The 24,938-nt window shown below is 70.3% G+C and carries 22 protein-coding genes and 1 pseudogene; 17 read left to right on the top strand and 6 right to left on the bottom strand.

Features of this window, described 5'->3' with window-relative positions; all coding sequences use genetic code 11:
* The first annotated feature begins 43 nt into the window (after positions 1-43).
* The 3 genes from F1643_RS05560 (at position 44) to F1643_RS05550 (ending at position 1,330) form a co-directional block, all read left to right on the top strand.
* Entirely contained in the window at positions 44-319 is a 276-nt protein-coding gene (locus F1643_RS05560) for a type II toxin-antitoxin system ParD family antitoxin (RefSeq protein ID WP_194911602.1), read from the top strand.
* Positions 316-630: a type II toxin-antitoxin system RelE/ParE family toxin gene (locus F1643_RS05555; protein WP_149227933.1), complete on the top strand. Its 315-nt coding sequence runs from the start codon at positions 316-318 to the stop codon at positions 628-630. Before F1643_RS05560 ends, F1643_RS05555 begins: the two co-directional genes overlap by 4 nt.
* A gap of 103 nt (positions 631-733) precedes the next feature.
* The gene (locus F1643_RS05550; protein ID WP_194911600.1) at positions 734-1,330 is read left to right on the top strand and encodes a hypothetical protein; all 597 of its coding nucleotides are present in this window, start codon (positions 734-736) and stop codon (positions 1,328-1,330) included.
* Positions 1,331-1,393: 63 nt separating this feature from the next.
* On the opposite strand, the gene F1643_RS05545 is transcribed toward F1643_RS05550, so the two are convergent.
* A complete protein-coding gene (locus F1643_RS05545) occupies positions 1,394-3,274 on the bottom strand; it encodes a potassium transporter Kup (RefSeq protein ID WP_255542437.1) in 1,881 nt (626 codons plus the stop codon).
* 309 nt (positions 3,275-3,583) lie between these two features.
* Between F1643_RS05545 and F1643_RS05540 the strand changes: the two genes are divergently transcribed.
* The 6 genes from F1643_RS05540 to F1643_RS05515 all read left to right on the top strand — a co-directional run bounded on the left by F1643_RS05540 (position 3,584) and on the right by F1643_RS05515 (position 10,730).
* Positions 3,584-4,657 (top strand): diguanylate cyclase, encoded by a 1,074-nt coding sequence (locus F1643_RS05540; RefSeq protein WP_194911596.1) that lies wholly within the window; start codon positions 3,584-3,586, stop codon positions 4,655-4,657.
* A 135-nt stretch (positions 4,658-4,792) separates the two neighbouring features.
* A complete protein-coding gene (locus F1643_RS05535) occupies positions 4,793-5,359 on the top strand; it encodes a hypothetical protein (RefSeq protein ID WP_194911587.1) in 567 nt (188 codons plus the stop codon).
* Between the two features lie 25 nt (positions 5,360-5,384).
* Positions 5,385-5,906: a hypothetical protein gene (locus tag F1643_RS05530; protein ID WP_149227943.1), complete on the top strand. Its 522-nt coding sequence runs from the start codon at positions 5,385-5,387 to the stop codon at positions 5,904-5,906.
* 279 nt (positions 5,907-6,185) lie between these two features.
* Positions 6,186-9,488: an error-prone DNA polymerase gene (locus F1643_RS05525; protein ID WP_194911585.1), complete on the top strand. Its 3,303-nt coding sequence runs from the start codon at positions 6,186-6,188 to the stop codon at positions 9,486-9,488.
* Between the two features lie 131 nt (positions 9,489-9,619).
* A complete protein-coding gene (locus tag F1643_RS05520) occupies positions 9,620-9,997 on the top strand; it encodes a VOC family protein (RefSeq protein ID WP_194911584.1) in 378 nt (125 codons plus the stop codon).
* A 37-nt stretch (positions 9,998-10,034) separates the two neighbouring features.
* Positions 10,035-10,730: a YafY family protein gene (locus F1643_RS05515; protein ID WP_149227949.1), complete on the top strand. Its 696-nt coding sequence runs from the start codon at positions 10,035-10,037 to the stop codon at positions 10,728-10,730.
* Between the two features lie 6 nt (positions 10,731-10,736).
* Here the strand turns inward: F1643_RS05515 and F1643_RS05510 are convergent, their stop codons facing one another.
* Entirely contained in the window at positions 10,737-11,153 is a 417-nt protein-coding gene (locus tag F1643_RS05510) for a DUF2141 domain-containing protein (protein WP_194911581.1), read from the bottom strand.
* Between the two features lie 99 nt (positions 11,154-11,252).
* On the opposite strand from F1643_RS05510, the gene F1643_RS05505 reads away from it, so the two are divergent.
* Complete coding sequence (locus tag F1643_RS05505) at positions 11,253-12,101, top strand: LytTR family DNA-binding domain-containing protein (protein WP_255542436.1); 849 nt, start codon at positions 11,253-11,255, stop codon at positions 12,099-12,101.
* Here the strand turns inward: F1643_RS05505 and F1643_RS05500 are convergent.
* Both F1643_RS05500 and tsaD read right to left on the bottom strand, forming a co-directional pair.
* The gene (locus F1643_RS05500; protein ID WP_194911579.1) at positions 12,098-13,117 is read right to left on the bottom strand and encodes an NAD(P)H-dependent glycerol-3-phosphate dehydrogenase; all 1,020 of its coding nucleotides are present in this window, start codon (positions 13,115-13,117) and stop codon (positions 12,098-12,100) included. The genes F1643_RS05505 and F1643_RS05500 overlap by 4 nt on opposite strands.
* A 185-nt stretch (positions 13,118-13,302) precedes the next feature.
* The gene (gene tsaD, locus F1643_RS05495) at positions 13,303-14,376 is read right to left on the bottom strand and encodes a tRNA (adenosine(37)-N6)-threonylcarbamoyltransferase complex transferase subunit TsaD (RefSeq protein ID WP_194911577.1); all 1,074 of its coding nucleotides are present in this window, start codon (positions 14,374-14,376) and stop codon (positions 13,303-13,305) included.
* 158 nt (positions 14,377-14,534) lie between these two features.
* Between tsaD and hemC the strand changes: the two genes are divergently transcribed.
* The 5 genes and pseudogenes from hemC (at position 14,535) to F1643_RS05475 (ending at position 19,519) form a co-directional block, all read left to right on the top strand.
* Complete coding sequence (gene hemC, locus F1643_RS05490) at positions 14,535-15,473, top strand: hydroxymethylbilane synthase (RefSeq protein ID WP_149227960.1); 939 nt, start codon at positions 14,535-14,537, stop codon at positions 15,471-15,473.
* 25 nt (positions 15,474-15,498) lie between these two features.
* Positions 15,499-16,269: a uroporphyrinogen-III synthase gene (locus F1643_RS05485; protein WP_194911570.1), complete on the top strand. Its 771-nt coding sequence runs from the start codon at positions 15,499-15,501 to the stop codon at positions 16,267-16,269.
* Positions 16,270-16,405: 136 nt separating this feature from the next.
* Positions 16,406-18,172: a mitofilin family membrane protein gene (locus F1643_RS05480; RefSeq protein ID WP_194911568.1), complete on the top strand. Its 1,767-nt coding sequence runs from the start codon at positions 16,406-16,408 to the stop codon at positions 18,170-18,172.
* Positions 18,169-18,354 (top strand): annotated as a pseudogene (locus F1643_RS22365) (heme biosynthesis protein HemY); the annotation flags it as partial. The gene F1643_RS05480 and the pseudogene F1643_RS22365, both read left to right, overlap by 4 nt.
* A gap of 43 nt (positions 18,355-18,397) precedes the next feature.
* On the top strand, positions 18,398-19,519 hold the full coding sequence (locus F1643_RS05475) for a heme biosynthesis protein HemY (RefSeq protein ID WP_370540478.1): 1,122 nt from the start codon (positions 18,398-18,400) through the stop codon (positions 19,517-19,519).
* 217 nt (positions 19,520-19,736) lie between these two features.
* Here the strand turns inward: F1643_RS05475 and F1643_RS05470 are convergent, their stop codons facing one another.
* On the bottom strand, positions 19,737-21,683 hold the full coding sequence (locus tag F1643_RS05470) for a right-handed parallel beta-helix repeat-containing protein (protein ID WP_194911566.1): 1,947 nt from the start codon (positions 21,681-21,683) through the stop codon (positions 19,737-19,739).
* 255 nt (positions 21,684-21,938) lie between these two features.
* Here F1643_RS05470 and F1643_RS05465 point away from each other — a divergent pair, with 255 nt between their 5' ends.
* A complete protein-coding gene (locus tag F1643_RS05465; RefSeq protein WP_194911564.1) occupies positions 21,939-23,366 on the top strand; it encodes a hypothetical protein in 1,428 nt (475 codons plus the stop codon).
* Positions 23,363-24,316 carry a glycosyltransferase family 2 protein gene (locus tag F1643_RS05460; protein ID WP_194911562.1) on the top strand — a complete coding sequence of 318 codons (954 nt, stop codon included), beginning with the start codon at positions 23,363-23,365 and terminating at the stop codon, positions 24,314-24,316. The genes F1643_RS05465 and F1643_RS05460 overlap by 4 nt, the downstream gene beginning before the upstream one ends.
* Here F1643_RS05460 and F1643_RS05455 read toward each other — a convergent pair.
* Positions 24,252-24,821, bottom strand: a complete 570-nt coding sequence (locus F1643_RS05455) for an MAPEG family protein (protein ID WP_194911558.1) — start codon at positions 24,819-24,821, stop codon at positions 24,252-24,254. The genes F1643_RS05460 and F1643_RS05455 overlap by 65 nt on opposite strands.
* Positions 24,822-24,938: the final 117 nt, after the last annotated feature.

The following is a 24,938-nucleotide window of genomic DNA, read 5'->3' as shown; positions in this document are numbered from 1 at the left end:
CTATGTCAAAGCTTGACATATGATCTTGATGGGGACGGCGGCGATGGCGACCAACGTGCATCTCACCCCGGAGTTGGAGCGGTTCGCCCGCGACTGCGTCGAAGGCGGGCGCTACAACAATGTGAGCGAAGTGGTGCGCTCCGGCCTGCGTCTGCTGCAGGAGGCCGAGGAGCGGCGGCAGACCTTCAACGCCATGCTGCTCCAGGCCGAGGCCGAAGCCGACCGTGACGGCAGCGTGGCCATCGACGATGTCCTGGCCGAAGCCGATGCGATCATCGAAGCCAGCGCCGCATCCCACAGCGGCTCCCGCGGCCGATGACCACAGCACTGCTGTCGCCGGCTGCGCGCCGTGACCTGCTGACGGCAATCCGCTGGATCGCCCAGGACAATCCCGGCGCCGCCCGCGCCTTGCGCGATACCCTCGCCCGGACGGCACAGCGAATCGGCACCCATACCCTGGTCGGAACGCAGCGCCCGGACTTGGCCGCCCCGCCCTACCGCTTCGTCAGCCTGACCGGCTTTCCCTATATCGTCGTCTACAATGCCGAGCGCCGGCCGCCGTTGATCGTCCGCATCCTTCACGGTGCCCGCGACCTGCCGGTCGTGCTCGGCGACCTCCCGGACGGCTGAAGAAGTCCGGAAGGCGTTCACCGGAATGGGCGTGATGCACCGGCCCGCCTTGCCGGCTATAGTGCCGCCCCCTTGTCCAACTTCTCCCTCACCCGGAGCCCCCATGCTGTCGCGCCGCCTTGTCCTTGCCGCCGGAACGACCACCCTCCTGCTTGCCGCCTGCCAGAGCACGCCGCCGCGGCCGGCGCCGCGCCCGGTCGATTTCTCCAATTTCGGGCCGATCGTGCTGAATGCCGGCACCATCGACGTGGTCGACGCCTACCGCCCGATGGGGGCCAAGCATGTGGAGGGACGCTCCGCGGTGCCGCCGGCCGAAGCGGTGCGGCGCTGGGCGGCGGAGCGGCTGCAGGCGGCCGGCGGCACGGGGCGCGTGCGCGTCACCATCCGCGACGCCAGCATCGTCGAGGTGGCGCTGCCCACCAAGAAGGGCCTCACCGGCTATTTCACCAACGATCAGGCCCAGCGCTATGACGGCCGGATCGAGGTGGAGATCACCGGCGAGGTGCCGGACACCGGCAATGGCGGCTTCCGCGGCGTGACCCGCTCCAGCGTCACCCATTCCACCACCGTGGCGGAAAACATCTCGCTGGCCGACCGCGAGGCGACCTTCCTGGAGATCACCCGCCGGATGATGGACGACCTGAACGCCCGTCTCGACGCCGGCATCCGCAAGGATCTGGCGCCGATGGTGCGGCGGTGATTTCCCGGCGGTGATTTCCCGGCGCTGATCGCTTCGCCGGGAGTTGGCCCGGCCGAATCCGCCCTAAATCTCCAGCTGCATTCCCAGCTCGACCACACGGTTGGGCGGGATGCAGAAATATTCCGACGCGCTGGTCGACAGTTTCGACAGGAAGATGAACAGCGGTTCCTGCCAGCGCGGCAGGCCGAGCTTGCCGTGGCTGCGGATCAGCGTCTCGCGGCTGACGAAATAGGTGGTCTCCATCGGCTCGAACGGCAATCCTGGAATCCGCTTCGTCTCCAGCGCCTGTGGGATGTCCGGCTCGTCCTTGAAGCCGAAATGGACGATCAGGCGGAAGAAGCCGGCGGACAGCGCCTTCAACTCGAAGCGCCGCTCGTCCGGCACATGGGGCACGTCCTCGATGTCGACGGTCAGCAGCACGACCCGCTGGTGCAGCACCTTGTAATGCTTCAGGCTGTGCAGCAGCCCCGGCGGCAGGCCGCGCGGGTTGCCGGTCAGGAACACCGCGGTGCCCGGAACCCGCTGCACCGACCCGCCCTTCAGCCGCTCCACCAGCAGGTCGAAGGGCAGCGCATCCTCGGCCAGCCGCTTGCGCACCACCTCGCGCCCGCGGCGCCATGTCGCCATCAGCAGGAAGACTGCCGCACCGACCACCAGCGGGAACCAGCCGCCCTCCTCCACCTTGACGAGGTTGGCCAGGAACAGCGCCATGTCGACGGTCAGGAACACCGCCAGCGCCAGCACCGCCTGCCACAGCTTCCAGCGGCCGAGCGAGCGCGCGACCTTGTAGGCCAGCAGCGTGGTCGCCACCATCGTGCCCGTCACCGCGATGCCGTAGGCGGCGGCGAGGTTGCTGGAGGTCTGGAAGGTCAGCACCAGCATGAGAACGCCGGCCAGCAGCAGCCAGTTCAGCTGCGGCATGTAGATCTGGCCCTTCTCATGCTCCGAGGTGTGCATCACCTCCATCCGCGGCAGATAGCGCAGGTGCATCGCCTGCAGCGTCACCGAATAGGCGCCGGAGATCACCGCCTGCCCGGCGATGATGGTCGCCGCGGTCGCCAGCAGCAGAAGCGGCACCTGCGCCCAGTCCGGCGCCAGATGGAAGAAGGGGTTCTCGATCGCATCCGGTTCATGCAGCAGCAGGGCGCCCTGGCCGAAATAGCACAGCAGAAGCGACGGCAGCACGATGGTGTACCAGGCGCCGCGGATCGGCTTGCGGCCGAAATGGCCCATGTCGGCATAGAGCGCTTCCGCCCCCGTCACCGCCAGAACCACGGCTCCCAGCAGCAGGAAGCCGTGCCAGCCGTGGTTGAACAGCATCTCCACGGCATGGCCGGGCCAGACCGCGGCCAGCACGCCGGGATAGCGCACGATCTGCCACAGCCCCAGCACGCCCAGCGTGATGAACCAGACCAGCATCACCGGCCCGAACAGCCGGCCGACCTTCTCCGTCCCGAAGCGCTGCAGCACGAACAGCCCGATCAGGATGGTCAGCGTGATGGGGATGACGTAGTCGTCCAGGGCGGGGGCCACGACATGCAGCCCCTCCACCGCGCTCAGAACCGAGATGGCGGGGGTGATCAGGCTGTCGCCGTAGAACAGCGAGGCGCCCATCACGCCGATGGCCATGACGACGCCGGTGCGCCGGTGCCCCGGCCGCATGCCGCGCAGCGCCAGCGCGGTCAGCGCCAGGATGCCGCCTTCGCCCTGGTTGTCGGCGCGCATGACGAAGACGACGTACTTCACCGTCACCGTGATGATCAACGCCCAGAAGATCAGCGACAGCACGCCCAGGATGACTTCCGGCACCAGCGGAAAGCCGCCGCCCTCGGTCAGGCATTCGCGCAGCGTGTAGAGCGGGCTGGTGCCGATGTCGCCATAGACGACACCCAGCGCCCCCAGCGCGAGCGCGCGCAGCTTCGCCGCATGCTCCCGCCCATCCATGCCTGCTTCCATAACCCGGTCCGCTCCTGTCCCGTTTCACTGCGTCCGTAGAGGACCGCCGCCGGCCTGCCCTGCACATCGTCCGGACCGATCATTGGCATACGCACAGCCATGCCTAAGGTGGCTCGCGGTGGCCGCGCAAGCACCGAATGGCGAAACGCGCCGCCGGGCGGTCCGATCCCCCGCCGATTACACCCTTTCGGTGGTCCGTTCCCATGCGACGGAGCGCGGCACTCGGCACCGTTGCATCCACCGCGTCAACGTGCTTCCATTCATACGTGTACCGCGCGGAGCTCCGAGCCGGCAGCCATGTCCAACGATTTCCTGTTCGCCTCGGACGAGTCCCCCGCAGCACCGCTCCCGGACCGATCCGACTCCGACATCCCGGACCGTCATTCCCCGCCCTGGCTGGTGCTGGTCGCCGATGACGAGCCGGAGGTGCATGCCGTCACCCGGCTGGCGCTGGCCCGCCTGCGCTTCCGCGGCCGGCCCGTCCGCCTGCTGGACTGCACCAGCGCCGCGGAGGCGGAGCGCATCCTGCGCGACACGCCCGGCATCGCGGTCATCCTGCTCGACGTGGTGATGGAGACGGAGGATGCCGGCCTGCGGCTGGTCCGCACCATCCGGGAGGATTTGGGCAACCGGGCCGTCCGCATCGTCCTGCGCACCGGCCAGCCGGCGCAGGTCGCGGAGGAGGACCTCGTCCTCGCCTACGAGATCGACGGCTACACCGCGAAGACGGAGCTGACCGCCCGCCGGCTGTTCACCAGCGTGGTGACGGCGTTGCGCGCCTATGCCGCACTCGAGGCGCTGGAGGGGCAGCTTGCCGAGCGCACCCGCGCGCTGGAGGAGGCGACCGTCCGCCTGAACCGGCTGGCCGTGCTGGATCCGCTGACCGGCGTGTGGAACCGCCGCCGCTTCCTGGAACTGGCGGCGGCGGAACTGGCGCGGGCGCGGCGCTATGGCCGGCCGCTGACGGTCTTCCTGCTCGACCTCGACGGGTTCAAGGCGGTCAACGACGCCCATGGCGACGCCGCCGGCGACGCGGTGCTGCGCGTGGTGGTGAAGCGGATGCGGGCGGCGTTGCGCATCTCCGACCATGTCGCCCGTTCCGGCGGGGAGGAATTCGTCGTGCTGCTGCCGGAGACCGACTCCGCCGGTGCCGCCGTGGTGGCGGAACGGGTGCGCGCCGCCCTGGCCGGCAGCCCGATCATCGTGGAAGACCGTGCCGCCACCGTCGCTGTCGCCGTCACCGCCAGCATCGGGATCGCCCACTGGCTGCCCGGCGAGCCCGGCGTCGAACAGACCCTGCACCGCGCCGAGCGGGCGCTCCGCGCCGCCAAGCAGGCCGGCCGCAACCGGGTGGAACGGGCGCCCGGTTAGGCGCTGAGATCCCGGCGGTGGGGTGTTTCATGTGAAATATCGTTACAGCGCGGCGATTGAACGGCGGGAAGCCAGGGGTTACTCCTATCGTTGGAGGCATCCATCCGGATGGTGCTCCCGATCGGGGATTCGCACATGTGGCAGGACTACGGCAACGCGCTCATCTCCGCCTTCGGGCTGGCGGGCCTGGGGTTCGGCATCGGCAAGCTCGTCATCGTGCTCGGTGAGCGCGCCATCGAGCGGCGCCACGGGTCGGAGGGGGTGCGCGACGTCATCGCCCGCCGCGCCAAGATGGAAACGAAGTTCGAAGCCCGCCGTGCCGACCGCATCCGCGAGCTGAAGGAGCTGGACGGCACGGTGGAGGACGTTCTGCGCCGCCGCAAGGTGATGGAACGCCAGATCGAGGACTCGCGGCAGTCCGGGGAACGGCTGGTCCGCCTGATCGGCGAGGAGGTCCAGGGCAGCCCATGCTACGTCGCGATGGTCGTGAACAAATATGTCGGCACCGGCGCCGCCCAGCAGAGCCAGCATGCGCTGGTCGACCCCACTTGGGCCCAGCCGCAGATGATCGAGGTGTGGGCGCGGTCGATGGCGGAGGCGCGGACGGAGATCGAGCGGCGCTACCCCCCGGCCTTCGGTTATGCGGTGACGCGGATGCAGGAGTTCCTGTCCGCCGACGCTCCCGTCGCCAAGGCCGGTTGAGATCCGGTTGAGATAAGGACGCGCCATGGACAGCATGCCCTACATCTTCGCCGGTCTGGTCGGCCTCGCCTCCCTGTCCGTGTCGCTTCTGCTGGCCATGCGCCGGCTGAAGACCTCGGAGGAGCGGATCGCCAACGCCGTCTCGCGCAAGCAGGCGCAGGTGGAGCGGATCAAGAAGGTCGCCCGCGTCACGCTGCAGCAGGCCCGCGACCTGCGCGACGCCCGCCGCCGCAAGGCGATGGCCGAGCTGGGCTGCGAGGATCTGGAACAGCGCCTGAAGGCCGTCGGTGCCGCCGACCGCCGCATCTATGTGCTGGACGACCGCCGCACCCAGAAGGACCAGGGCTGGCTTCTGCGGGTGGTCAACATCGAATACGGCGCCCGCGTCAACGCCAACCTCACCCCCACCGCGCTGGACAGCTGGAAGCGCGGCCGCCGCTTCCTGGTCTGGGCACTGGACGAGAAGAAGGCCCGCGAGAAGGTCAACGCCCGCTTCCCCGAGAACAAGGGCTTCACGGTCATGGGTGTGGAGTCCTATCTGGGGTAGGGTGTGGCTTCGATAACCCCCACCTAACCTCCCCCGCTCTCAGCGGACCTGCGGTCCGCCTGCCGCGTCAGCACAAAGCCCTGCTTTGTGCGAGAGCTGGGCAGGGGGGACTGCCGCCGCTCTATCGAACAAGCACTTAATCCCCTCCCCCGCCCAGCGGGGGAGGGTCAGGGTGGGGGCAATCGAAGCCGACACGCCCCGCCACAATAATGACACCAATCCCATTTCCGGACTATCATCCCCGCGCGCACCCATCCGCCAGCGCCGGGGAGCCTTGCCATGATCCGTTACGCCGAACTGCAGGTCGCCACCAGCTTCAGCTTCCTGGAGGGGGCGTCGCACCCTGACGAGCTGGCGCTGACCGCTGCGGCGCTGGGGCTGGCGGCGGTGGGGGTGACGGACCGCAATTCGCTGGCCGGCGTGGTGCAGATGCATGCGGCGGCGAAGAAGGCCGGCATCCGGGCGCTGATCGGCTGCCGGCTGGACCTGACCGACGCCGACAGCCTGCTGGCCTACCCGACCGACCGCGCCGCCTATGCCCGGCTGTCGCGGCTGCTGACGCTGGGCAAGATGCGGGCGCCGAAGGGGGAGTGCTTCATCGCCCGCGCCGACGTGCTGGCCCATGCCGAAGGCATGCTGTTCCTGCTGCTGTCGCCCGACCGGCGCGACGAGTCGTTCCTGCGCGAGCTGCGCGCCTGGCGCGGTGGGCTGGCGCGCGGGCAGCTCTATCTGGCGGCGAGCCACCGCTACCAGGGCGACGACGGCCGGCGGCTGCGCTGGCTGGCCGGGCTGGCGGAGGCGGAGGGGGTGCCGCTGGTCGCCACCAACGACGTGCTCTATCACGGCGCCGGGCGGCGGGCGCTGGCCGACGTGATGACCTGCATCCGCCACCACACCACCATCGACGAGGCCGGATGGCGGCTGTCCGCCAATGCCGAGCGCCACCTGAAGCCGGCCGTCGAGATGGTGCGCCTGTTCCGCGACCACCCCGACGCCGTCGCCCGCAGCCTGGAGATCGCCGAGGCCTGCCGCTTCTCGCTGGACGAGCTGCGCTACGAGTACCCCGACGAGGTGGCGGAGGGGCGCGATCCGCAGGACACGCTGGAAATCCTGACCTGGAAGGGTGCGGCCGGGAAGTATCCCGGCGGCATCCCCGATCCGGTCCGGCAGACCGTGGAGCGCGAACTGGCCCTGATCGCCGGCCAGGGCTACGCCCCCTATTTCCTGACCGTCCACGACATCGTCCGCTTCGCCAGGGAACAGGGCATCCTCTGCCAGGGGCGCGGCAGCGCCGCCAATTCCGTCGTCTGCTATTGCCTGGGCATCACCTCGGTCGATCCGACCGAAATCGATCTGCTGTTCGAGCGCTTCATCTCCGCCGCCCGCGGCGAGCCGCCGGACATCGACGTCGATTTCGAGCATGAACGGCGCGAGGAGGTGATCCAGTACATCTACAGGAAATACGGCCGCGCCCGCGCCGGCCTGACCGCCACCGTCATCCGATACCGCGCCCGCAGCGCGTTGCGCGAGGTCGGCAAGGCGATGGGGCTGTCGGCCGATCTGGTGGCGCGGCTGACCGGAACGATCTGGGGCTGGAGCAGCCAGGGCGTGGACGGGGAGCGCGCCCGCTCGCTCGGCCTCGCCCCTGACGACCCGCGCCTGCAGCGGACGCTGGAACTGGCCAACGAACTGATCGGCTTTCCCCGCCACCTGTCGCAGCATGTCGGCGGCTTCGTCATCACCCGCGGCCCGCTGTCCGACCTCTGCCCGGTCGCCAACGCGGCGATGGAAGACCGGACCACCATCGAATGGGACAAGGACGACATCGACGCGCTCGGCATCCTGAAGGTCGACGTTCTGGCGTTGGGCATGCTGACCTGCATCCGTCGCGCCTTCGACCTGATCGAACAGGTGCACGGGCAACGCCGGACGCTCGACAGCCTGCCCAAGGAGGACCCGGCGGTCTACGAAATGCTCTGCCGCGCCGACAGCCTGGGCGTCTTCCAGGTCGAAAGCCGCGCGCAGATGAGCATGCTGCCCCGGCTGAAGCCGCAGACCTTCTACGATCTGGTGATCGAGGTCGCCATCGTCCGCCCCGGTCCGATCCAGGGCGGCATGGTTCATCCCTATCTGCGGCGCCGCAGCGGGGCGGAGGACATCACCTACCCGATGCCGGCGCTGAAGCCGGTCCTCTACAAGACGCTGGGCGTGCCGCTGTTCCAGGAGCAGGCTATGAAGGTCGCGATGGTCGGCGCCGGCTTCACCGCCGAGGAGGCCGACCAGCTGCGCCGCGCCATGGCCGCCTTCCGCCGGACGGGCCAGGTGCGCCTGTTCCACGACAAGTTCATCGCCGGCATGATTGCCAATGGCTGCGACCCCGCCTTCGCCGAACGCTGTTTCCAGCAGATCGAGGGCTTCGGCGAATACGGCTTCCCGGAAAGCCATGCCGCCAGCTTCGCGCGGCTGGTCTATGTCTCCGCCTGGATCAAGCGCCACCACCCAGCCATCTTCGCCGCCGCACTGCTGAACAGCCAGCCGATGGGGTTTTACGCCCCCGCCCAGATCGTCCGCGACGCGCGGGAGCATGGCGTGGAGGTGCTGCCGCCGGATGTGAACCTGTCGGGATGGGATTGCACCATCGAACCCCAGCACCAGTCCCTTCTCCCCCCCGCTCACGCGCAAACGAAGTTTGCGCTGACGCGACAGGCGGACCATAGGTCCGCCGAAAGCGGGGAGAAGGTTAGGATGAGGGGGCTCGGCGGAGCCGAAGAGATTCCCGCGGTGCATCCCCCTCACCCCGACCCTCTCCCCGGGGGGAAGAGGGAGAAGCGCCTCCACCTCCGCCTCGGCCTCCGCCTCATCAAGGGCTTCAGCCCCGAGCACGCCGACGCCCTCGTCCTTTCCCGCGCCGGCGGCTACCGCGACCCCTACGATTTGTGGCAGCGCGCCCGCCTGCCGGTCGCAGCATTGGAAAAGCTCGCGAAGGCCGACGCCTTCCGCTCGGTCGGGCTCGACCGGCGGGCGGCGCTGTGGGCGGTGCGGGCGCTGGGCGACCGGCCGCTGCCGCTGTTCGCGCGACTCGACGGCCCCCCATACAATCCGATGGCCGAAGAGCCCGAAGCCACCCTGCCCGCCATGGCGCTGGGGGAGCATGTGGTGATGGACTACACCAGCCTGTCGCTGTCGCTGAAGGCCCACCCGCTGGCCCTGCTGCGCGACGGCCTGCCCGGCATCACCCCGGCGGAGCGGCTGGCGCAGACGCGCGACGGGCGGCGCCTGACCACCGCCGGGCTGGTGCTGGTCCGCCAGCGGCCGGGCAGCGCCGAGGGCGTCGTCTTCATCACGCTGGAGGACGAGACCGGGATCGCCAACCTCGTCGTCATGCCCGACGCCTTCGAGACCTTCCGCCGCCCGATCATGACCGCGAGGCTGATGGCCGCCACCGGCCGGGTGCAGAACCACGAGGGCGTCGTGCATCTGCGCGTGGAATCGCTGCTCGACCTGACCCACCGGCTGTCCGAACTGACCGGCGAAGACCGGGCCGCCGCCGGCTCTTTCTCCAAGGGCCGCAATTTTCATTGAAGGGACCGGCCATTTTAATTCAGGCCGCCGATTGCTCCTGACATCACGCTGTCAGGAGGGGGTGTGCTATCAAGGGGGCGTGCCGGCACGAACCACGAACATCCCTTCCCCACTTGTCAGGAGCCCGTTCCATGAACAACCCGCATGTCGCCACCTGGTTCGAAATCCCCGCCGCCGACCTCGCCCGTGCCGTGCGCTTCTACGAGGCCGTCTTCGCCACCAAGATGGTCCAGGAGCCCTGCCCCAGCGGCATGAAGATGGCCGTCTTCCCGGCCGACGGCGAAGCCGTGAAGGGCTGCCTGATCGAGCACGAGGCGTGCAAGCCCAGCGCCGACGGCACCACCGTCTACCTGAACGGCGGCGACGACCTGTCCGCCCCGCTGGCCCGTGCCGAGCAGGCCGGCGCCACCATCGTCGTGCCGAAGACGCTGATCACCCCGGAGATCGGCTATTTCGCCCAGTTCATCGACAGCGAGGGCAACCGCGTCGGCCTCTATTCGATGCACTGATCCCGATGCACTGACCCTGCCGACCCGAGCCGCCTTCATGCGCCGCGCCGACCGCCTGTTCCAGATCGTCCAGCATCTCCGCAAGGGGCGGCTGGTGACGGCTGCCGAACTGGCGCGCTGCCTGGAGGTGTCGGAGCGCACCGTCTACCGCGACATGCGCGACCTCGCCTCCTCCGGCGTGCCGGTGGAGGGCGAGGCCGGCGTCGGCTATCTGCTGCGCGACGGCTACGACCTGCCGCCGCTGATGTTCACCCGGGAGGAGGTGGAGGCGCTGGTGGTCGGCGCCCGCCTCGCCCGCGCCTGGGTCGGCGGCGGCTTGGCCGATGCCGCCGCCCGCGCGCTGGACAAGGTGGAGGCGGTGGTGCCGGAGGCGCGGCGGCGCGAACTGGCCGACAGCCGCGTCTTCGTTCCCGACTTCTCCTTCCCCGCCCCCTTGCGCGAGCGGATGGACGTGCTGCGCTGCGCCATCAACGCCAGGCGCGTCGTGCTGTTCGACTACCGGCGCGAGGACGGCACCCATTCCGCCCGCGCGGTCCAGCCGCTGGGCCTGTTCTTCTGGGGCCGCGTCTGGACGCTGGGCGCCTGGTGCGAGCTGCGGGAGGAGTTCCGCAGCTTCCGCATCGACCGCATGGAGACCCTGATGGCGCTGGAGCGCCGATTCGACGAAATTCCCGGCCGCGGCCTGGAGGACTATCTCGCCCTCTGGCGCGAGGAGGGCTGTCCGCGGGGGTGAGGCGCCCTACTCCACCAGCCTGATCTCCGTCGTCGCCACGCCCGACGCGCCGACCGGGACCGCATAATCGTCGAATCCAGGCGGGCCGAAGCTGCCGCGGGCGGAGCGGCTGAAGCCGTGCGGTTCGGCGGGGATGCCGAACAGGCCGGTGGCGAGTTCCCCGTTGTTGTCCAGGTCCTGGAAGGCGATCAGCCCATAGCGCCCGGCCGGCAGGTCGGGGAAGACCGCGACCAGATCCGTCCCCACCGCCGCGGCGAAATAGCCGGCGCGCGGCGCCTTCGCCGCCTGCGCCTCGGCACTGTCGAACAGCGCGATCATCACCTTGCCCTGATTGGGCTTGACGTTGCGGACGGTTGCGCGAAGCTCCCCGGCGGCGGCCGTTCCTGCGGCGGCCACCACCAGCAGCGTCACCGGGGCGATCATCCTTGCGAATCGACGGCTTGCAAACCAACGCGCGAACCAACGGCGTGCCTTCATTCCCCAATCCTTCCTGGCGGTTCCCGGCCGGCCGGGCACCGTGCGATGCGTGACGCGGCCATGCCGGACGGCGTCGCCTCCACCCCGCCCGTCCCTTATGGGCGCCGCATATTGCGCCGGCACCTGCCGCTGCTGGCGGGCTCCATCCTAGCATTGGCTCTGCTGGGACCGTTCGGCACATTTCGCGAGATGGGGTTTTTCCCGCGGCTCGCCTATTGGGGCGGGCTGATCACCACCGGCTGGTCGATGTTCGAACTGGTGGTGCTGGTCGCCCGCCGGGTCCTGCCGAATCTGGAGCGCACATGGCCGCTGATGCTGGCCGCGGCCTTCCTGACCGTCGGCGTCCTGCAGACCCTGGTGGTCGCCCTGCTGGAAAACCGGCTGCGCGGCCAGGATTTCCTCACCCCCGCCGGTCTGGCCGAGCTGTTCGGCTATGTGCTGGTCGTCACCACCCTGGTGTCGGCCCTGCCGGTGTGGCTGGAGTTGCGGGAGCACGGCATCGTCGGCCACCGGCCGCCCGCCCCGCCCGAGTCCCCCGTCACCGGCGACCCGGCAGCACCCCGCTTCGCCCCGTTCCTCGACCGCATCCCGTCCAGGCTGGGCCGCGACCTGCTGGCGCTGGAGATGGAGGACCATTACGTCCGCGTCCACACCGCGCTGGGCAGCGACCTGATCCTGATGCGGATGCGCGACGCTGTGGCGGAACTGGCGGGCATCGACGGCCGGCAGGTCCATCGCTCCTATTGGGTCGCCGCCTCGGCGGTGACGGCGGTGGAGCGCAAGCCGGACGGCAAGCTGTCGCTGCGGCTGACCAACGGCCTGCAGGTGCCGGTCAGCCGCACCCACGCGCCCTCGGTGCGCGCCGCCGGCTGGGCCGAGAAGGCCGTCTCTTAAACGCCCTCTCCGCGGAAGGGGCGCGACAGCAGCCCGTCGATGGTCTCGTCCAGCCCGGCGCCGCGGTTCAGGATGGCGTCGACCGCGGCGCAGATCGGCATGTCGACGCCCAGCTTCGCCGCCAGCCCGACCACCGCGACGGCGGTATAGACGCCCTCCGCCACCGACCGGCGCACCGCCAGGATCTCGCCCAGCGCCTTGCCCTCGCCCAGCGCCGCCCCCAGAGACATGTTGCGCGACTGCAGGCTGGAGCAGGTCAGCGTCAGGTCGCCCAGCCCCGACAGCCCCATCAGCGTCTCCGCCCGTCCGCCGAGCGCCAGCGCCAGCCGGGTGATCTCGGCCAGCCCGCGGGTGATCAGCGCGGCGCGGGCATTGTCGCCCAGCCGCCGCCCCTCGACCACGCCGCAGGCGATGGCCAACACATTCTTCACCGCCCCGCCGATCTGCGAGCCGACGACGTCGTCCGAGCGGTAGGGCCGGAAGGTGCGGCTGCCCAGCGCGGCGACCAGCGCCGTGCCCAGCGCCTCGTCGGCGCAGGCCAGCGTCACCGCCGTGGGCAGCCCGCGCGCCACCTCCGCCGCGAAGGTCGGGCCGGACAGGATCGCCACCGGATTGCCGCCCGGCAGGGAGGCCGCCACCGCCTCGCTCATCAGCGCGTGGCTGTCCAGCTCGATCCCCTTGGCGCAGACGACGACGGGCGCGCCCGGCTTCAGCAGCGGCGCCATCCGTGCGGTGACGCTGCGCGCATGCTGGGCCGGCGACACCAGCAGCACCGCGTCGCAATCGCCGAGATCGGCCAGATCGCCGGTGACCCGCAACGCGTCGGGCAGCGGCACGCCGGGCAGGTAATCGCGGTTCTCGCGGCGGAGGCTCATCGCCTCCACCACCGCCGGCTCGCGCGCCCACAGCAGCGTCTCCCGCCCGGCCCGCAGCGCCGCCAAGGCCAGCGCCGTACCCCAGGCGCCGCCGCCGACGACGCCGATGCGGTTGAGGGGAGAGGTGGGCATCGTCTTCATCTCACCACGTATCCATTCCGGTCAAAGCCCTCTCCCGTCCCGGGAGAGGGAGGGGACCCGCCGCGAAGCGGTGGGGAGGGTGAGGGGTAAAGCAAGGATCCCGAACCGCAAGGCTCCTTGCGCTCCCCCTCACCCTTCCCGCTTCGCGGGCCCCTTCCCTCTCCCGGGGCGGGAGAGGGAGATTTTCACGCCTTCACCCCCGCCCCAACCCCCGCGCGCCCGATCACCGGCGCCGCGGTGGGGTCCAGCGGCCAGCGCGGGCGGGGGGCGAAGTTCAGTGGGTCGCTCTCGCCCAGGCGGAAACGCTCGATCCCGGCCCAGGCGATCATCGCCGCGTTGTCGGTGCACAGGCGCAGCGGCGGGGCGACGAACGGCATGCGCTGCTTTTCCGCCAGGGTCGCCAGCCGGCTGCGGATCGCCTTGTTGGCGGCGACACCGCCGGCGACCACCAGGGCGCCGCCCTGCGGATGATCCTCCTTGAAGCGGCGGATGGCGCGGGCGCAGCGGTCGGCCAGCACCTCCGCCACCGTCGCCTGGAAGGCGGCGGCGAGGTCGTCGCGGTCGGCGTCCGTCAGCACACTGCCCAACTCCTCCACATGCCGCCGCACCGCGGTCTTCAGCCCGGAGAAGGAAAAGTTGCAGCCCGGACGCCCCAGCATCGGCCTCGGCAGCTCGAACCGCGCCGGGTTGGTTGCGCGCGCCGCCGCCTTCTCCACCAGCGGCCCGCCGGGATAGCCCAGCCCCAGCAGCTTGGCGGTCTTGTCGAAGGCCTCGCCCACCGCGTCGTCGATGGTGGTGCCGAGCCGGCGGTAGCGCCCGACCCCCTCCACCGCCAGAAGCTGGCAATGGCCGCCGGACACCAGCAACAGCAGGTAGGGAAAGGCGACGTCGTCGGTCAGCCGCGCGGTCAGCGCGTGGCCTTCCAGATGGTTGACGGCGACGAAGGGCAGGTTGCGCGCCGCGGCGATGGCCTTGGCGGTCATCACGCCGACGATGACGCCGCCGATCAGCCCCGGCCCGCCGGTGGCCGCCACCGCATCCAGGTCGCCGAAGCCGATTCCGGCCTCCGCCATCGCGCGGCGGATCAGCCCGTCCAGATGTTCCAGATGGGCGCGGGCGGCGATTTCCGGGACGACGCCGCCATAAGGCGTGTGGTCGTCCAGTTGCGACAGCACGACGTCGGCGCGGATCTCGCGCGCGTCGGTGACGATTGCGGCGGCCGTCTCGTCGCAGCTCGTTTCGATTCCAAGAACGATCATCGCGCCAAACTAGCCGCCTTGGCGGTCCGGGTACAGGATGGAGTTGCGCGCACGCGGGCGCGGGAAGGCGGGCGCGTGAAATTTGATCAGCCTCAATCTTATGTATGAGGGGCAGACGAATCCTTGCAAAGCTGCGCGGATCCCCTAGAACACGCCCTATGACGACCCACCCGCTCCGTATCGGGACGCGCGGCAGCCCGCTGGCGCTGGCGCAGGCCCATGAAACCCGCGACCGCCTGATCGCCGCCCATCCGCATCTGGCCGCCCCCGGCGCCATCGAGATCGTCGTCTTCAAGACCACCGGCGACCGCATCCTCGACCGCACCCTGGCGGAAGCGGGCGGCAAAGGCCTGTTCACCAAGGAGCTGGAGGAGGCGCTGTTCGACGGCCGCGCCGACCTCGCCGTCCATTCGATGAAGGACGTGCCGACCCAGCTTCCCGACGGGCTGGAGATCGCCACCCTGCTGCCGCGCGAGGATCCGCGCGACGCCTTCTTCGCCCGCTCCGGCAGCGGTCTGGCCGACCTGCCTGCCGGATCGGTGGTCGGCACCGCCGGTCTGCGCCGTCAGGCCCAGGTGCTGGAACTGCGTCCCGACCTGAAGATTTTCCCCCTGCGCGGCAACGTGCAGACCCGCCTGTCCAAGCTGGACGCCGGCGAGGTCGACGCCACCCTGCTGGCGCTGGCCGGCCTGCGCCGCCTCGGCCTGACCGACCGCATCACCGCGGTGCTGGAACCCGAGACGATGCTGCCCGCGGTCGCCCAGGGCGCCATCGGTATCGAAATCCGCAGTGACGACGACGCCACCCGCGCCTTGCTGGCCCCGCTGAACTGCGCGGAGACCATGGTCCGCGTCACGGCGGAACGCGCGCTGCTGGCTGCGCTGGACGGCTCCTGCCGCACCCCGATCGCCGCGCTGGCGGTGCTGGACGGCGACGACCTGCATCTGCGCGCCAAGGTGCTGTCCCATGACGGTCGGACCATCTTCCGGGCCGAGCGCCGCGGCAAGGCGGCCGACGCCGAGTCGCTGGGTGCCGACGCCGGAGCCGAGATCCGGGCGCAGCTGCCGCCCGATTTCTTCGCCCCCGCGCCGCACTGATCCCCACCCCGGCCGAGTTTTCCGCATGACGGGAAAACAGCCCGACCCCTCGTCCCCGCCCCGCCGTACGCGTCTTCTCGTGACGCGTCCGGCGGAGGATGCCCAACCGCTGGTCCGCCGGCTGGAGGCGCTCGGCTTCGACGCCGCGATCGAACCCATGCTGTCGATGGTCTGGCTCGACGGTCCGGAACCGGACCTGTCCGACGTACAGGCCCTGCTGTTCACCAGCGCGAACGGCGTACGCGCCTACTCCAAACGTACGAGCCGACGCGACCGTCCGGTGCACGCCGTCGGCGACGCCACGGCGCGGGCGGCGCGGGCGGCCGGCTTCGGGCAGGTCGACAGCGCGTCGGGCGACGTGTACGCGCTGGCCGACCGGGTGCGGTCCTTGCGCGACCCGTCCGCCGGTACGCTTCTGCATGTGGCGGGGAGCAAGGTGGCGGGCGACCTTGCCGGGTTGCTGGGAGGCTCCGGCTTCATGGTGCGGCGCAGCGTGATGTACGATGCCGTACCCGCGCTAACCCTGTCGGACGATACCGCGACATTTTTGCGTACGTCGGCACTCGACGGCGTGTTGTTTTTCTCTCCCCGTACCGCGGTTTCCTTTGTTAGGCTGCTGGCCGAGGCGGGGCTGGTCGACTGTTGTCGTACGGTCGATGCGTTCTGCCTCAGCCCCGCGGTCGCGGAGGCTGCCCGTGCGTACGGCGACGAGGGAGTGACGCCGTGGCGAAACGTACGGGTGGCGGCCAGACCGGAGCAGGACGCCCTGCTCGATCTGTTGCCGGTCGCCGGGTAACTCCGGCGCGGTCCGGCCGTACGGCTTACACCCCGGGATCCTTCCGGGTGGATACGTCAGCCGTACGGGGGACGAGGGGGACCGGTCAGGGGGCTGTGACGTTAAGACGAACAACAGCGAACCGAAGGTACAGCCCATGACCTCTCGTCCAGGCTCCGAACGCCCCGGCACCGACCGTGACGGCGACGGCGCCAGCACCGGCAATGCGGCGGTCGACCGCATCGTCGAACGTTTCGGCGGCATCCGCCCCATGGCCCACAAGCTGGACACCCCGGTGACGACGGTGCAGGGCTGGAAGAAGCGCGGCGCGATCCCGCTGGCCCGCCATGCCGACCTGCGCACCGCCGCCGCCAAGCACCGCATCAAGCTGGACGACGCCGACCTGGACGCCGCCACCCCCAGCGAAGACCGGCCGACCGACGCGGCTGCGGCCGCCGTCATCCCCCCCGCCGACGCGGTTCCGGTGGTGGATCCGATTGTGGAGCCGGTACCGACGGCCTCCCCCGCCGACACCATCCCCGGCGCCGACACGCCGGCCCCGGCGTCCGGCCTTGGGACGACCGCCGGCCCGGTGAGCGAATTGCAGTCCTCCGACGCCCTGATTCCGCCGGCCACGCCGATCGGCGCCACGGACAGCCTGTCCGACACGCCGAAATCCGAAACGGAGAAGGCGGAAGACGCAAAGGCCGACCCGTTCAAGTCGGACGCCGCCAAGCCGGACACCGCAGCCGACGAGCCGAAGACGACGGCCTCCAGCTGGACGCCGTCCGGCAGCGCCGGCTACAGCCGCAGCGATTCCGAGCCGGCCCGCCCGACCATCGCCCCGACGCCGTCCTATATCGACGAGCCGCGCTCCGGCAGCGGCTTCGCCACCGCCCTGTCCGTGGTCGCCCTGCTGGTCGGTGCCGCCGCCCTGTCGGCGCCCTGGTGGGGTCCGGCCCTGCCCGGCTGGCCGTCGCCGGCCGCTCCCGCCCCGACCCAGCCTTCCGCCGCCGCCCCGGCCGACCCGGCGCTCCGCGCCCAGATCCAGCAGCTCGTCGACCGCGTCGGCAAACTGGAGCAGCGCCCGGCCGCCGCCCCTGCCGATGGTGGCAACGGCGACGCCGCCGCCAACCTCGCGGCCCTGAACGAGCGGATCGACGCGCTGGAGAAGCGCCCGGCTCCCGAGCCCGACACCGGCGCCGCCGACGCCCGGAAGGCGCTGGCCGACCGGATCGCCTCGCTGGAGCAGAAGGTCTCCGCTTCGGCCGGCAACGCCCAGGCGGCGCAGGAACTGCGCGGCGAGGTCGACTCGCTGAAGCAGCAGGTCACCAGCGTCAACCAGGCGGTGACGCAGCGCCAGGACGCCGCCACCGCCGCCCAGGCGCTGGTGCTCGCCGCCGGCCAGCTGCGCTCTTCCCTGTCCGGCGGCCAGCCGTTCCAGCAGGATCTGCAGGCGGTCCGCGCGCTCAACATTGCCGATGCCGGCGTGACCCAGCCGCTCGACGCCGTGGCGCCCTATGCCGCCAAGGGCATCCCGACCCGCGCCCAGCTGACCGACCGGTTCGAGCCGCTGGCCGGCGAGATCGTCCGCGCCGACATCCGCGGCGAGGGCAACAGCTGGATCGACTCCGCGGTGGGCAAGCTGTCCACCCTGGTCACCGTCCGCCGTGAAGGCGGCGGGGTCGTCGGCACCACCAGCGACGCCGTCGTCGCCCGCGCCGAGGCCGCGCTGAACGAGGGCAATCTGGCGAAGGCGGTGGAGGAGTTGTCGACCCTGCAGGGTCCGGCCGCGCAGACCGCCGGCCCGTGGCTGACCGACGCCAAGGCGCGTCTGGCCGCCGATCAGGCCGCCCGCCAGCTGAACGACCGCGCCATCGCCCTGATGACCACCGCCGCCGGCGGGAAGGGGACGGCCCAATGATCCGCGCCCTCTGGTTCCTTCTGAAGGTCGCGGTCGTCATCGCCGCCGCGATCTGGCTCGCCGACCGTCCCGGCACCGTCAGCGTCCATTGGCTGGGCTATGCCGTCGAGGCGCCCTTCTGGGTCGCCCTGCTGGTCACGCTGGCGGCGCTGGGCATCGCGGCGCTCGGCTACCGCCTGCTCCGCGGCCTGATCCGCACGCCGCAGCGCATCCGCCGCCACAGCCGTGTCCGCCGCCGCGAAACGCGGCTACCGCGCCCTGACCCAGGGCATGGTCGCCATCGCCGCCGGCGACGCGCCGACCGCGCGCAAGATGGCGCGCAAGGCCGACGGGCTGCTGAACGAGCCGCCGCTGACCATGCTGCTGTCGGCCCAGGCCGCGCAGCTGCAGGGCGACGAGCGCGCCGCCAAGCAGTATTTCGAAGCGATGCTGGAGCGGCCGGAAACGGCCTTCCTCGGCATGCGCGGGCTGCTGACCCAGGCGATCAAGTCGGGCGACCGGGTGGAGGCGCTGAACCTCGCCCGCAAGGCGCGCGGGCTTCAGCCCAACACGCCCTGGCTGCTCGGCACGCTCTATGACCTGGAGGCGCAGGCCGGTGACTGGGCCGCCGCCGAAGGGACGCTGCAGCAGGCGATCCAGGCCGGGGCCATCCCGACCGAGGAGGGCCGCCGCCACCGCGCCGTCCTGCTGCTGGAGCGCAGCTTCGAGGCGGAGCGCCGCGGCCGTGCCGACTCCGCCCTGTCGCACGCCCAGGCGGCGCACGACATGATGCCGGGCTTCGTCCCCGCCGCCGTGCGTCTCGCCCGTCTGCAGATCGCCGCCGACCGTCCGAAACCGGCCGCCAAGGTGGTGGAACGGGCGTGGCGCCAGTCGCCGCATCCCGAACTGGCGGAGATCTACCGCAGCCTGGTGTCCAGCTACGACCCGCTGGCCCGCGTCCGCCTGTTCCAGAAGCTGGTGCGTCAGGCCCCGGATTCGGCCGAATCGCATCTCGCCGTCGCCCAGGCCGCCATCGAGGCCCAGCTGTGGGGCGAGGCGCGCCAGCACCTGAACCGCGCCATGGAGATCGGCCCGACCCGCCGCGCCTATCGCCTGATGGCCGAGCTGGACCGCAGCGAGCGCCATGACGAGGATGCGGCGAAGGACTGGCTGGCCAAGGCCGCCGACGCGCCGGAAGACCCGGTGTGGACCTGCAACTCCTGCGGGGCGGTCAGCCACAATTGGGGCGGGCTGTGCGGCCATTGCGGCGCCTTCGACAGCCTGACCTGGAAGGCCCCGACGGTCTCGGTCCCGGTGATGGAACCGACCGACATCCCCCCGGCGCTGGCCCGTCCGGCGACGGTGTAGGGGATAGTCTCCGGAGTTCAAAAAGAAAGCGCCCTTCCCTGCCGGGGAGGGCGCTTTCTTCTATTCGGGGTCCTCGCAGACGTGGCGGCGTCCTCTTTCGGCCGTCATTCCCGCGAAGGCGGGAATCCAGCCATTGCAAGTGCTTGAACCGGAAGCCTGGATCCCCGCCTTCGCGGGGATGACGGCCAAGTAAGGTATCTTCGCGGTCCCAGCCCTTTCACCGCATCCCCTCCGGCCCGACGCGGTCCAGCGGCAGTTCCTTCATCGCGAGCAACCGGTCCAGCAGGCGTCCCCCGGTCGGGGAGTTCGGGGCCGGTGGCGCGGCGGCCCTGGCGAGACCGGCCGTGCCGGCGCCGGGCACCGACGCCTCCAATTGCGTGTTCTCGACCCGGTATTCGCCGCCGGTCAGGCTGACGACGACCTGCTCCTTCGGCGACGGGGCGGCCACGACGTTCCCGGTGGCGACGTTGCCGTGCATCAGGCCGTTCCTGCCGGCGCTGGGCACCCATTCCAGCCGCAGGAAGCGGTCCTTGCGGTCGGTCATCAGGGAGATGTTGTCGGACACCCGGTTGTTGTCGCCGCCATGCAGGAAGACAGCCGCGGCTCCGGTGTTCTCCAGCAGGTTGCCCTGCACCGCCACGCCGCTGGTCATGTCGTCCAGATAGATGCCGAACCCTTTGTAGCGGACCAGCCAGCGCCCCTGCGCGTCGGTGGCGAGCCCGCCGGTGTCGCGGATGTCGTTGAAGCGGACGATGCTGCGGGTGTCGTTGCCGCTGCGGCCCAGCATCTCGATGGCGCCGGCGTCGGCGGTCTGGCGCGCGGTGTCGCGGATGCGGTTGAATTCGATGACGTTGTCGCTGTTCACCGTCTGCGGGTTCCAGTTCTTCACCGAAATGCCGTAGCGTGCCGCCCGCCGGATGTCGTTGTGGGCGATCAGCGTGTTGCGGATGCCCGCCGCGATCACCCCGCCGCCGAAGAAGCGCACCTCGCCCACGTCGCTGATGCGGTTGGCGAGGATGCGGTTGTCGCTGCTTCCCGGCGCCAGATAGATGCCGGAGCGGCCGAGATGCTCCATCCGGTTGCGCGAGACCTCGCTGCGCGTGGCGCCGTCCAGCGTGACCGCGGTGCCGACCAGGGCGAAGCGGTTGCCGGCGATGCGCAGGCCGCTGCCGCCCTTCGCCAGCACGGCGCTGCCGTCCCACGGCACGTCGGTGAAGGTCAGCCCCTCCACCGTCACGTTGCGGACGTTGTCGAGCCGGAGAAGATTGGCGGTTCTCGCCACCACCAGCTCCGCCCGCCCGCTGTCGAAACCGGTCGGCGGCTTCACCAGCAACCGCTTGGCTTTGGCGTCCCAGGCGAACTCGCCCGGCCGCGTCAGGAAATCGGGGTGGCCGAGCAGCCGCACGGTGGAGCCGTCGCGGTACGGATACTGCCCGTCGGCGGCGAAGCTCAACAGCCCGTTCGGATCGGCGGAGGCCACGCCCAGCAGATCGTCGGACAGCCGTTCGCGGTCCAGCGCCTGCGCCCGCACCCCCGGCCCGGCCCAGCCGGCCTTCAGCACGCCCGGAGGCAGTTGCATCTGCCGCCTGCTCCCCTGACTTTTGGACCCGCTGCTCTTGGCATTGGACTGCACCGCCTTGCCCGGAAACCAGCCGCTGCGCGGGTCGCCGGGATCGAAGTCGCCGCTGCGCGCGGCGTCCAGCCGCTGTCCGTCGCCGGGGCCACCGATGGAGACGTCCAGCCCCGGATCGCGCGCCAGCGGCGCCGACAGCAGGCCGTTCGCCATCTGCGCGCCGCCCACCGCCTCGCCGCCCGACAGAACCGGCTGCTCGCCCTCCACCGCCGTCAGCCGCAGACCCGTCAGCGAGTTGTCCACCACCAGCGGCGCCGCCAGCCGGTAGATGCCGCCATGCAGCCGCACCGTCGCCGGCCCGCCTCCCTTGGCGGCAGCCAGCGCGCGGGCCGGGGTGGCGAAGGGACCGTCGCGCCCGTCCGCCGAGGGTTGGGACAGGCGGCCCGACCAGCGGTCGTTCCCAGTGGGCGACACGTAGAGCGTCGTCTCCGCCGCGGCCGCCATCGACCATCCGGCGGCGGGCAGAAGAAGCGCGCATATCGCGAGGATGCGGGCTGCGCGGCTCCGGGACTCGGGGTGGGAACGGGGCATGAAGAAAGCTCCTCCGTTGCGACGGACCTTCCGCCGAAGGGGGAGACTGACCCAGGCCCGCCGGACCGGCAAAAGCGCGAAGGGGGTGTGCGGGTGCGAAGGGGCCACGCCCTCTGCACCCCTGCCCGGCCGGGACGGGACGTATAGGCTGGCTTTTCATCCTAGCCTGACCGGCCGGTCGTACCCGCTTGCCCGCGGAGCGTCCCGATCAGGCGGAGCCCACAAGCGAAGCCCACAACCAGGGACGGTTTGCCGATGATCGAAATGGCGCTGATCGCGCAGGTCCTGGTGCTGGTGCTGGTGATCGCGGTGTTTCTCAGCACCGGCAGCGCATCGATGTTCCATCCGCTGACGCTGTACCTGATCTTCCATGCCCTGGTCTTCGTCATGCGGCCGATCCTGGTCCACACGCAGAATTTCAACGACGTCTGGCTGTTCATGGGCTTCTGGCCAAGCGAGCAGCAATTCGTCATGACGCTGGTGGTCAGCTCGGTCGGGCTGGTCGCCTTCGCCGCCGCCTGCACCTGGGCCGGGATGGTCCGTCCCGACTGGACCCCGAACGGGGAGCCGGCGCCGTCCTTCACCTTCGACCGCGTCGACGTGGTGGCCTTCCTGACCACCGCGGCGCTGCTGGGTCCGCTCGCCATCTATTCGGCGATCCAGCGCCAGGGCGGCGCCAGCTTCGACGGCACCGGCGACGTTCAGATGGAACGCGATCCGCTGACCGGCCAGCCGATCTACACCAACACCACCGGCTACATCGCCGAAGCCCATTCGATGGGCCTGCCGCTGACGCTGGGGCTGATCTGGATCTGCCGGTTCCACCCGCTGTCCTTCCTCCCCTTCGGCGCCTTCGTCGCCTACCGCGCCTATCTGGGCTGGGGCCGCTGGGCGATCATCATGGGCATCCTGGGTCTGGTGCTGCTGATGCTGTACCGCACGCGCACCAAATGGTTCCGGCTGTGGCATGCGCTGGCCGCGGTTCCGGTGCTGGGGCTGTTCACGCTGCTGGGCAACAACCGCGACGCCTTCCGCGACGTGCTGGCCGGCGACGCGCCGCCCTCGGTCCTGCTGAGGTTCAACGGCGGCAGCGGCGGCGGCCGGGCGATCGACGCGCTGGCCGGACAGGATCTCGCCAACTTCGACTTCCTCGCCTACATCCTGTGGGTGGTGCCGAAACAGTCGGCCACCTACACCTGGTTCACCCAGTATCTGCAGCTGTTCACCGAACCGATCCCCCGCATATTGTGGCCGGGCAAGCCGGTGGGCGCGCCGGTGAAGTGGGTGGACCTGAACGACTACGGCGTCTTCTACAACCTGACCACCTCACTGCCGGGCGACGGCTGGATGAGCGCCGGCTGGATCGGCATGGTCGTCACCATGGTGGTTGTCGGCCTGATCCTGGGGCGGCTGCACCGCTGGTTCTGGACCGACGGGTTCCGCAACCGCTACGCCGTGCTGTTCTACTGCGCCTTCCTGCCGCTGTGCCTGCAATGGTTCCGCGACGGCAACATCACCATCGTGAAGTTCGGTTTCTTCTCGCTGCTGCCGATCCTGCTGTGGATCGCGCTGACCCGCGTGCTGCGGGCCTGGGGAATCCTGGAGGACGATCCGCTGCGTCCGGTGGTGGCGCCACCCAATCTTGCCGGCCGCCATACTCTTGCCGGAAGGGAGCCGTCATGACGCTGACCGTCAGCGCCGTCATCGCCACCTACAACCGCGGGCCGGAGCTGCGCATCGCGCTGACCCGGCTGATGACCCAGACCACCCCGCCGATGGAGATCATCGTCATCGACGACGGCTCCAGCGACGGCACCGGCGCGATGATGCGGGCGGAGTTTCCCACCGTCCGTTACGTCCGCCAGCCGCACAATGGCGGGCTGATCCTGGCCCGCAACTTCGGCTTCGTGAACACCACCGGCGACTGCATCCTGTCGGTCGACGATGACAGCTGGTTCGAGGATCCCGACGGGCTGGCCCGTTGCGTCGCCTATCTGGAACAGAACCCGGAGGTCGCCGCCGTCGCCTGCAACATCGAGACGCGCGACGGGCTGGTCTATTTCCCCAAGGGTGCCGCTCCCTTCGATGTGCCCTGGTATGTCGGCTGCGGCCATCTGCTGCGGCGCAGCGCTGTCGAGCGGGTCGGCCTCTACATGCCGGAACTCTATCGCCAGGGGGAGGAGAAGGACCGCTGCCTGCGGCTGGTCGGCGCCGGTTATCGCGTCGTCGCCCTGCCGGACGTGATGGTCTACCACGACAAGAGCGAGAAGGGCCGCAAGCCGGGGATGGAGCGCTTCTACAACCACCGCAACGACCTGATCCGCGAGGTGGCGCGCTGCCCCTCCCCGCTGATTGCGTGGCGGCTGGCGCGCGCCTGGGCCGGCAACAGCTGGAAGAACCTGCGCCATGGACCGCGGATGACCGACCTGAAGGTGCTGCTGGCCCTGCCGCAGATCCTCCGCATCGGGCTGAAGCACCGCGACCCGGTGAGCGAGGAGGCCTACCGCCGCTGGATGCATCTGGCGAAGACGGCGGCCCCGGCCAGCGCGCCCCCGCCTGAAAAAGCTGTCAACCGCCCGGCTGCATCCCGCCCAGCTGCAGCAGAACGGCCCAGCCCAGCACGATCAGATTGACGGTCAGCGTCATCGCCATGCCCGGCGCCCGCGCAAAGGGATGCACCAGATAGCCCACCCAGAACAGCAGCCGCCCCAGCACGAACAGCCCGGTCGCCACGACCGCCGCCGCCAGCGAGGGCTGCGGCAGGGTGGCGACCAGGGCGGCCAGCGCCGGCAGGAAGATGGCGGATTGTTCCACGCTGTTGGCCAGCACCCGCTGGGCGACGCGCTGGCCGCGCGATTCGGGGTCCTCGACCGGATTGAAGGCCTGGCTGCGCCCGCGCATCGCCATCACCCCGACGACCATGCCGAACATCACCAGCGCCGGCCAGACCGCCAGCCGCGCCCACAGCGCCATCCGCGCGCCCGGCGCGTTGACGCCCATCGGCGGCGCCACCAGCGACAGCAGCAGGATGAACAGCAGCGCCGTCACCACCATCGACGCTCCGTTCAGCATCAGGGCGCCGCGGATCAGGGATTTGCGCCTGCGGGGGGCGCCTTGGCGAAGGCTGCTGTCGGACATCGGGGCGGGGCTCCGTCACAGGTCTGGGATTCGACAAAGGCGCCGGTTCTTCCCATTTGGAAAAGACCGCACCCTGTTCCTTCGACCAATAACGGCCCAGCCCGTGATTTGGATCAA

Origin of the sequence: Azospirillum sp. INR13, from assembly GCF_015390205.1 — a bacterium.
Classification (GTDB): domain Bacteria; phylum Pseudomonadota; class Alphaproteobacteria; order Azospirillales; family Azospirillaceae; genus Azospirillum.
This window is presented reverse-complemented; position numbering and strand designations above follow the sequence as displayed.